Here is an 8,776-nt window from a genome sequence, read left to right on the forward strand (position 1 = left end):
ATTGGGTGTTATTTATGAAATTGACTGAAAATCTTGTAAATCTTGCGCGTGAGCTTATAGACAAGGCTAATGCGGAGGGGACGACCCTCCGCCTCCTTGGTGGAATTGCAGTTTATTTGAATTCACCAAATGGTAGTAAAATTGAAAGCTTAAAAAGAGAATATAAAGACCTTGATTTTGTAGTAAACAGAAAAGGGGTTAAAGGTTTAAATAAAGTATTTAATGATTATGGCCTAATCGAAGATAAACAGTTTAATGCTTTACATGGAGCAACAAGACTTTTATATTACAAGGAAAATGAGTTCCAAATTGATGTATTCATCGGAATTTTTGAGCAGTGTCATAAGATTGATCTTGAACCTCGGTTGGATTTGCTTCCCTATACCATTAGTCTTGGTGATATCTTTTTAACTAAAATTCAAATTCATAAGATGAATGAGAAGGATATAAAGGATATTTTAATGTTATTGATTGATCATGATTTTGGATTATTCTCAAAGGCTGAAAAACCTGAAATTGAATATATATTAAGTATTACCTCTAATGATTGGGGTTGGTACACAACAACAAGAGATAATCTTCTACTATTAAGAGAATTTGAAGAGAGTTATCTTAGAGGTGAAAATTTGGATAGAGTTGATAAGATTATTGATTATCTTATTGAGGCAATGGACAATGCACCAAAATCTCTTGCATGGAAGATGCGAAATATTATTGGAAGAAAAATGCCCTGGTATGACGAACCAGAAGAAGTTAGATTAGAATAGGAGGAAAAGTAATGATAAAAATCTTTTTTACAACTGATATACACGGTTCCGAGAGGTGTTTTAGGAAATTCGTGAATGCAGGCAAATTTTATAATGCAAATATTCTTATTTTAGGTGGCGACATCACCGGCAAAGGATTTGTCCCAATAGTAAGATTAAAAAATGGTTATTATGAAGCAAATTATCAAGGAAACGAAGAGATAGTTTCAAAAGATGAACTTCCCAAGCTTGAGGAAGAAATAAGATTTAATGGACTTTATCCGTATGTTACTACAGAAGAGGAGCTTGAAGTTATAGAAAAGAGTCCAGAAAAAAGAAGGGAAATTTTTAAATTTGTAATTAAACATACTCTCGAAGAATGGATGGTGCTTGCAACTGAAAGGCTGAAGCCTCTTGGAATTAAAATTTTCGTATCTCCTGGAAATGATGATGATCCAGTTGTTGATGATGCACTTTTTGTTTCAAAGTATGTAATTAATCCTGATATGAAGGTTATAGAAATATATGATAATGTTGAGATGCTTTCTTATGGGTATTCAAATCCCACACCTTGGAATTCCCCTAGAGAGAAAACTGAAGAAGAGATTTACAATGATTTGAAATCTCTTGCAGGGCAAATGGATTATAATAAGTTTACAATTTTTAATATACATGTGCCACCTTTTAATACTCCTCTTGATATAGCTCCAAAACTTGATAAAACTCTTAAACCTGTTGTTGAAGGTGGTTCGGTTGCAACAGAAAATGTTGGAAGTAAGAGTGTAAGAAGAATTATCGAAGAATTTCAACCTGATTTAGGTTTACACGGACATGTCCATGAATCTCCCGGAAGTGTAAAGATTGGAAAAACCCTTTCTTTAAATCCCGGCAGTGAATACTCTGATGGAATTTTGAGAGGTGTTTTAATTAATCTTGATGAGAAAAAGAAGAAGTTCACTTTCCAATTTACGATGGGATAAAATGGATGAGCTTAATTTCACAATTGATATTGCAAAAAAGGCAGGCAAAATAATAGAAAAAAATTTTAAGAGTGATTTTTCGGTGAGGCATAAAGGTCTTACCGATCTTGTCACAAGTATTGATTTAACTGTTGATGAATTTATAAGGAATACCATTAAAAAGTATTTTCCGCTATACGGTATTCTTTCAGAAGAAGGTGGGCTTCAGAAAGGTAGTTCAGAAAAAGTTTTTGTATTTGATCCTCTTGATGGTACGACTAACTTTGTTAAAGGTTATCCTAATGTATGCGTTTCAATTGCCCTTCTAAGAGAAGGGGAAGTTTCGATTGGTGTAATTTATAATCCGATTTCTGATGAGCTTTTTTATGCTTCACGCGGAAATGGGGCGTTCAAAAATTTGAAGCAAATCTCAGTATCTACAACCAGTGATTTGTCATCTTCATTACTTGCAACAGGTTTTCCATATGATTTTACTGAATATTCAAATTTCCCACAGTTTGAAGCACTCTTTAGAAAGAGTCTCTCCGTAAGAGTTGATGGCTCTGCCGCTCTCGATCTTGCGCGTGTTGCAGAAGGTGTAATTGATGGATATTGGGAAAGGGGTTTGAACATATGGGATATTGCTGCTGGCTCGCTTGTGGTAGAGGAAGCACATGGGGTTGTATCTGATTTTTTGAGCGGATCAGATTATCTTAAAAAGGGTGAAATCGTTGCTGCAAACGAATTACTCCATAAAAGAATTCTCGAGGTGCTTCATGATATATGAAGAAAGAGCAAAGATAATTCTTGAAAAACTTGAAGAAAAAGGAAGTGTTCAAATTAACGATCTTGCAAAATTACTTAATGTTTCTGAAATGACTATAAGAAGGGATCTTTCTCGCCTTGAACATGAAGGTCTTTTAAGAAGAGTATATGGTGGTGCAGTAAGCACTCGGGGTAGAAGTTTTGAACCACCATTTATTGTAAGGGAAACAAAAAACAAAAAAGAGAAGGAACTAATTGGTCGCATTGCTGCAACTCTTGTTTCAGATGGTGATTCAATTGCACTTGATGTAGGTACAACAACAATTGAAGTTGCAAAGCATCTTTCTAACCGTCATAATCTTACCATTATTACGCCAAATCTTCACATTGTTAATTTACTTGCAAACAAAAGAGAAATAAGATTAATTTTACCGGGTGGTATTCTTAGAAGCGGAGAGCTTTCACTTACAGGAGAAATTGCAGCAAGAAACCTTGAGCAGTTTTTTGTTGATAAATTGTTCCTTGGAATTGGAGCTATTGATAAAGATGCAGGACTCACTGAGTATAACCTTGATGATGCACTTATCAAGAAAGCACTTATTAAAAATGCTAAAGAAGTCATTGTTGTTGCAGATTCAAGTAAATTTGATAAGGTTGCATTTTCATTTGTTGCAAGTTTCAGTAATATTCATTATCTTGTTTCAAATGAAAGTCCAAAAGGATCGCTTTTAGAGAAATTGAAACAAAACAATGTAAAAATATTAACTAAGGAGGTTTGAAATGTTGCTTAAGGATAAAATAATTGCCATTACAGGTGGAGGTTCAGGTATAGGAAGAGCGTGTGCAATTGCTTACGCAAAGGAAGGAGCAAAGGTCTTTGTACTTGATTTCAATTTTGACCTTGCCAAAAAAGTTTCTTATGAGATAAATAATTTCGGTGGCATTGCTTTTCCTTTGAAAGTAGATGTAACAAATAGAGATGAAGTAAAAAATGCTGTTAATGAAATCTATGAGCAGTTTAAACGAATTGATGTGTGGCACAATAATGCTGGGGTTTCAACAATGAATAAATTTCTTGACCTAACAGATAAAGATTGGGATTTCAATATGGATGTTAATGCAAAAGGAGTTTTTATATGTTCTCAGGAAGTTTTGAAAAAGATGGTCAACCAAGATATCATAGGCGAAGTTAGAGGCAAAATTATTAACACTGCAAGCATGGCAGGAAAAAGAGGAAATGCTCCATTTCTTGCACATTACGTAGCAAGCAAATTTGCCGTTGTTGGTTTGACTCAAGCACTTGCAGGAGAGTTTGCACCCTATAAAATCCTTGTTAATTCAATTTGCCCTGGATATGTAAAAACGAGCATGCAAGAAAGAGAAGTGAGCTGGGAATCAAAGTTAAGGGGAATATCTGAGGAAGAAGTGCGAGAGCTTTATATTAAGGATACGCCACTTGGGAGATTACAAACAGCTGAGGATGTGGCAGGAGTTGCAGTATTTCTCGCATCTGACCTTTCAAATTTTGTTACTGGCGAAGCAATTAATGTTAATGGTGGTTCATTTATGGATTAAATATGAAAGAAAATTATCTTGAGCTAAGAAACATTAAAAAAACCTACGGAAGTGTAATAGCAGTGAATGACTTCTCACTTTCCGTAAATGAAGGTGAATTAGTTTCTCTTTTGGGACCTTCTGGGTGTGGAAAAACAACTCTTTTAAGAAGTATTGCTGGCTTTGAGAAAGTTGATTCAGGTGAGATTCTTGTAGATGGTAAAGTTATAAATGATATTCCTCCAGAGAAAAGAGATGTTGCAATAGTTTTTCAATCTTATGCTCTATTCCCGCATATGACTGTTTTTGATAATGTGGCATTCTCTTTGATGATAAAGGGCGTTCCTAAGAAAGAACAGGAAGAGAATGTAATGCCTCTACTTGAGATGCTTAGAATATCCAACCTAAAAGATAGATTTCCACGTCAGTTATCTGGAGGTCAGCAGCAAAGAGTTGCGCTTGCAAGAGCTCTTGCTAAAAAACCAAAAATATTGCTATTAGATGAGCCACTTTCTGCGCTTGACGCGAAGGTTAGAGAAGAGGTAAGAGTTGAAATAAGAAGAGTTCAAAAAGAATTAAGTATCACTTCGATTTATGTAACCCATGATCAATCTGAAGCGCTTTCTATATCTGATAGGATTGTGGTAATGAACGCAGGAGTTATTCAGCAGGTAGGTACACCTGTCGAAATTTATCGTAATCCTAAAAATTTATTTGTTGCAAATTTTGTTGGTGTTGCAAATATCTTTCATGGTAAGGCTTCAAGAAATAAATTTGAGTGGCATGGTGTGGAATTTATTATAGACAACCCAGAAATGTTTGGAGAATTTGCTTTGGCAGTAAGACCAGAAATGATGAAAATTTCCAAAATTCCTCAAGGCAAAAACTCTTTCAAAGCAATTGTAGATGTTACAACTTTTCTTGGTTCTTTTGCAAGAATAACCCTTAAGGCATTTTCTGAAATGATTCATGTTGATGTATCAATTGAAGAAGCTTCTAAATATAACAAAGGTGACGAAGTCTATGTTTCATTTGCAGAGAACTCTGCATTACTTATTAAAAAATGATTAGATTTGGCTTTTCTTATAGCGATAACTTGAAAACTTATGATTTAGAAAGACTCTATATTGAAGGTTTAAGAGTCTTAGAGTTAAGCTCACAAACACCTAAGGATTTTATTAAAAGCGCAAGGTTTCTTCAATTTGAATTTACTTTTCATGTGAATTTTTTGAGAGGAATGAACCCTTCATATCCAATTGAAGATATAAGAAGGAGTATTGTTTCAGAAATGATTAAGGAGATTGAGTATGCGAAGGATCTAGGTGCATACAATATTACGGTTCATGGTGGATACATCTCTTGGTTTGATTTCATTGACGAGAATCTCGCTGAATATAAAGACTATGATGAAATTGCTCAAAAAGAACGTATGCTACATTTGAAGGCACTTAAGGAATCTTTAGAAGAGATAATAGATCGGTTTTCGAATGTAAAAATATCAGTTGAAAATCTTTACTTTCCTTTTGAGCTTCTGAATAACCCATACGAATTGAAGGATTTCGTTTATCAGTTTAATAAACTCTATATAACACTTGATTTTGGTCATGCAAAAATTTCTAAATATAGGATTTTTGATTATGTTAATTTAGTTTCTGATCGTATTGCAAAGCTACATTTACATACGAATGATGGAAAATATGACCTTCATAGACCTATTGAGAGCGACCTTATTGATAATGATTTTTCAGATTCTCTCATTAAGTTAAACAGTTTAGATAAAGAAATTATTGGAATTATTGAATTGCATAGGGATTACAGCGCTATTTCGAAAAGTTTTAAAAATATTAAAAATCTTTTAGGAGGAGGTGTAGTATGAAGAAACTACTAGCATTTTTAGTAGTTGCAGTGCTTTTGAGTTTGTTGTTAACCGGTTGTAAAACTTCAACCACAACGACAACTCAAACAGGTAAGAGTGTTATGGAAGAGCTTGCTAATGCGGCAAAGGGTGAAGGCGGAGTTATTAACTCCTATGGTATGCCAGATGTTTGGGCTAATTATGGCGAAATCTTTGGAGAATTTGAGAAACTCTATGGAATTAAGCACCAGGATATAGATATGGGCTCATCGGTTGTTTATTCAAGAATGAAAGAGGAAAATGCTTCCAAAAATGACATTGCTGACCTGAAGCCATCTTATGCAATGAAGCTTGCAAATGAAGGTTATACAAGTGACTATAAGGTTAGTGTGTGGGATAAAATTCCTGAAGGGCAAAAAGGAGTTGCTTCAAATGGTTCAGTATGGCAAGCTGCATACAAAGGGACACTTGGTTTCATAGTTAATACAAACATTGTTAAAAAGGTTCCTCATACCTGGGCTGAACTCAACGATCCGCAGTACAAAGGGCTTGTAAGCTATCTTGATCCAAGAGCTACAGGCACTGGTGTTAATACTGTTGAGGCAATATCTTATGCAATGTCAGGAGATCCATATAATTATAAAGCGGGGATAGATTTTTTAGTTAAGCTTCATAAGAATGGAATTATCGCTTCGGTTGATCCAAAGGTTGATGTAAGCAAGTTCCAAAGAGGAGAAGTTGCTATACTTATTAACTTTGATTACAATCTTCTTCTTTGGAGGGATACGCTTGGAGTACCTGCAGAAGTTGTAATTCCAACAGATGGTACCATTGCAGTTGGTGGCGGCGTAATAATGGCAAAAAATGCTCCACATCCCAACACTGCAAAACTGTTCCTTGAATTTTTGTTTTCAGAAAAAGGACAACAACTCTTTGCAAAGGCGTATGTAACTCCAATTAGACCAGATGTGCAGATACCACCTGAGATTGCTTCAAAATTCCCACCCAAGGAGGAGTATTCTAAAGTTGCATTTATTGATTACACAAAGGATGGAGAAATATCACAAGCTTTACAAAATGCTTGGGCACAAGCTGTTGGAGCAAAATAGACTTATTATAGTCGGGGAGGACACTATTCCTCCCCGCAAAAAGGGTGATTCAAAGTGAAAAACATAAGAAGGGATTTTCTTTTAATTTTACCATTCTTTGTATTTTTAGGCTTTTTTGAAATATATCCAATTTTAAATCTTTTTGTCAAATCTTTTTTTAGCGATAAAGGATCTTTCACTCTACAGTATTACAGGAATATATTTTTATTAGACCAATATAGATTAGCCATTAGAAACAGTTTACTATTTTCTACCTCTGCAAGCCTTTTCGGAGGTATTTTAGGAACGTTTGTAGGATATTTTATCTCTCATTTAAAGAGATCTACTAAGAATTTTCTATTGTCTCTTTACTCCCTTCCTCTTACACTATCTGGTCTGGTTGTTGCATTTGCATTTATAGTTTTACTTGGACGGAATGGTGTTCTTAATCAAATAATAAGACTTCTTTTTCATTTGCCTAAAGATTACTATATAGACATCTATTCATGGCCTGGAATAGTTTTTGTATACGGTTTTTTTCAAATACCTTTAATGACACTTACAATGGCAGCAGTTTTTGAGAATCTCGATAAGAGTATTGTTGAGGCCTCCAAAAATTTGGGTGCTACAACTTTTCAAACTTGGAGATATGTTATTATTCCTTCGCTTGCGCCTGGTTTTGTGTCCGGTTTAAGTATACAATTTGCAGGAATGCTTGGTGCTTTTGGTACTGTTCTTGCACTTGTTGGCGGAGAAAAGAATCTCCTATCGATTCAGATTTATTTCCAAACTTCTGAATCAACCTATAATCTACCGCAGTCAGCTGCTCTTTCTGTGGCTTTGATTTTAATTATATCCGTTGTCCTTTCGATACTCAATTTAGTTGAGAGAAAACTTAAACCGGGAGGATAATAAATGAAAAAGAAAATTTTAGAAAATTTAGTAATAATTCTTCTTGTTTTGTATATTGTTGTTCCAATATCAATGCCAATAATATTTTCATTTTCTAAGTTTTGGCAGGGAATATTACCACAAGGTTTTACGCTTGAGTGGTATGCACAGATTATTAAGAGGCAGAAAAACTATTCGGCCTTAATGGTTTCTCTTTTTGTTGCCACGTCTGCAACTCTTATTTCTCTTACTATTTCATTGCCGGCTGCTTATGTTGTTAATAGGCTCAAAGGACGCTTTGGAGAAGCGCTTAAGAATTTTATAAATATACTTCCTATGATATTTCCTCCTGTTATTGTTGGTTCAGCTTTAATTCTTGCTTTTTCAAAGCCCCCTTTAGCCTTTAATGGTTCACTTTTTATGGTGATTGTTGCTCATACTCTTTTAGGATTTCCATATATGTTCAGAAATACTTTAGCTTCATTTAGGACAATCGACGAGATAACACTTTCAGAAGCAGCGCAGAGTCTTGGTGCGTCTCTTGTTGAAAGGTTTAGATATGTTATTATTCCAAATGTTATTCATGGCATAACAGTTGGTGCGTTGCTTGTTTTTGCAATTTCAATAGGAGAGTTTGAAGTAACAAGCATGGTTGCTGGTTTTACAGGACAGACACTACCTTTGCAACTTTTCCAGCAGATAAGAAATGATATGAGGGTTGCATCAGCGATCTCGGCTTTCCTTATATACATTTCTTTACTTTCCTTCATAGGCATTACTTATATCACAAGCAAAACACGAAAAGATTGAACACGAAACTTAGAAATTAATTTTAAAGTAGGTATTATAAAGTTTTTTGTAATAATTCTTTTCATAAAAATTTTTTTTATTTTCATTTTTGTTATAAAATTTGTCAAT

General features: G+C 34.5%; 10 protein-coding genes. All 10 read left to right on the top strand.

Going from position 1 to position 8,776, the window contains the following annotated elements:
* The first annotated feature begins 14 nt into the window (after positions 1-14).
* The 10 genes from ACMV0E_RS05680 to ACMV0E_RS05725 are packed head-to-tail and all read left to right on the top strand — an operon-like array spanning position 15 to position 8,668.
* Positions 15-767, top strand: coding sequence for a hypothetical protein (locus tag ACMV0E_RS05680; protein WP_416085409.1), 753 nt, complete (start codon positions 15-17; stop codon positions 765-767).
* 11 nt (positions 768-778) lie between these two features.
* Positions 779-1,726 (top strand): metallophosphoesterase family protein, encoded by a 948-nt coding sequence (locus ACMV0E_RS05685; RefSeq protein WP_416085410.1) that lies wholly within the window; start codon positions 779-781, stop codon positions 1,724-1,726.
* Position 1,727: 1 nt separating this feature from the next.
* Complete coding sequence (locus ACMV0E_RS05690) at positions 1,728-2,492, top strand: inositol monophosphatase family protein (RefSeq protein WP_416085411.1); 765 nt, start codon at positions 1,728-1,730, stop codon at positions 2,490-2,492.
* A complete protein-coding gene (locus ACMV0E_RS05695; protein WP_416085412.1) occupies positions 2,482-3,249 on the top strand; it encodes a DeoR/GlpR family DNA-binding transcription regulator in 768 nt (255 codons plus the stop codon). The genes ACMV0E_RS05690 and ACMV0E_RS05695 overlap by 11 nt, the downstream gene beginning before the upstream one ends.
* Before the next feature lies 1 nt (position 3,250).
* On the top strand, positions 3,251-4,045 hold the full coding sequence (locus ACMV0E_RS05700) for an SDR family NAD(P)-dependent oxidoreductase (protein WP_416085413.1): 795 nt from the start codon (positions 3,251-3,253) through the stop codon (positions 4,043-4,045).
* A gap of 2 nt (positions 4,046-4,047) precedes the next feature.
* Positions 4,048-5,091, top strand: coding sequence for an ABC transporter ATP-binding protein (locus ACMV0E_RS05705; RefSeq protein WP_416085414.1), 1,044 nt, complete (start codon positions 4,048-4,050; stop codon positions 5,089-5,091).
* A complete protein-coding gene (locus ACMV0E_RS05710) occupies positions 5,088-5,900 on the top strand; it encodes a sugar phosphate isomerase/epimerase family protein (RefSeq protein WP_416085415.1) in 813 nt (270 codons plus the stop codon). The genes ACMV0E_RS05705 and ACMV0E_RS05710 overlap by 4 nt, the downstream gene beginning before the upstream one ends.
* Positions 5,897-6,988: an ABC transporter substrate-binding protein gene (locus ACMV0E_RS05715; RefSeq protein WP_416085416.1), complete on the top strand. Its 1,092-nt coding sequence runs from the start codon at positions 5,897-5,899 to the stop codon at positions 6,986-6,988. The genes ACMV0E_RS05710 and ACMV0E_RS05715 overlap by 4 nt, the downstream gene beginning before the upstream one ends.
* 54 nt (positions 6,989-7,042) lie before the next feature.
* The gene (locus ACMV0E_RS05720; RefSeq protein ID WP_416085417.1) at positions 7,043-7,879 is read left to right on the top strand and encodes an ABC transporter permease; all 837 of its coding nucleotides are present in this window, start codon (positions 7,043-7,045) and stop codon (positions 7,877-7,879) included.
* Between the two features lie 3 nt (positions 7,880-7,882).
* Positions 7,883-8,668 carry an ABC transporter permease gene (locus ACMV0E_RS05725; protein ID WP_416085418.1) on the top strand — a complete coding sequence of 262 codons (786 nt, stop codon included), beginning with the start codon at positions 7,883-7,885 and terminating at the stop codon, positions 8,666-8,668.
* Positions 8,669-8,776 lie beyond the last annotated feature (108 nt).

The organism is Caldisericum insulae, assembly GCF_047785965.1.
In the GTDB taxonomy this organism is placed as follows: domain Bacteria; phylum Caldisericota; class Caldisericia; order Caldisericales; family Caldisericaceae; genus Caldisericum; species Caldisericum exile_A.

Bases quoted from the DNA above. Each gene is read 5' to 3' on its own strand.
- ACMV0E_RS05690 (WP_416085411.1), top strand. From the start codon at position 1,728: ATGGATGAGCTTAATTTCACAATTGATATTGCAAAAAAGGCAGGCAAA.
- ACMV0E_RS05725 (WP_416085418.1), top strand. From the start codon at position 7,883: ATGAAAAAGAAAATTTTAGAAAATTTAGTAATAATTCTTCTTGTTTTG.
- ACMV0E_RS05710 (WP_416085415.1), top strand. From the start codon at position 5,088: ATGATTAGATTTGGCTTTTCTTATAGCGATAACTTGAAAACTTATGAT.
- ACMV0E_RS05680 (WP_416085409.1), top strand. From the start codon at position 15: ATGAAATTGACTGAAAATCTTGTAAATCTTGCGCGTGAGCTTATAGAC.
- ACMV0E_RS05695 (WP_416085412.1), top strand. From the start codon at position 2,482: ATGATATATGAAGAAAGAGCAAAGATAATTCTTGAAAAACTTGAAGAA.
- ACMV0E_RS05705 (WP_416085414.1), top strand. From the start codon at position 4,048: ATGAAAGAAAATTATCTTGAGCTAAGAAACATTAAAAAAACCTACGGA.
- ACMV0E_RS05685 (WP_416085410.1), top strand. From the start codon at position 779: ATGATAAAAATCTTTTTTACAACTGATATACACGGTTCCGAGAGGTGT.
- ACMV0E_RS05700 (WP_416085413.1), top strand. From the start codon at position 3,251: ATGTTGCTTAAGGATAAAATAATTGCCATTACAGGTGGAGGTTCAGGT.
- ACMV0E_RS05715 (WP_416085416.1), top strand. From the start codon at position 5,897: ATGAAGAAACTACTAGCATTTTTAGTAGTTGCAGTGCTTTTGAGTTTG.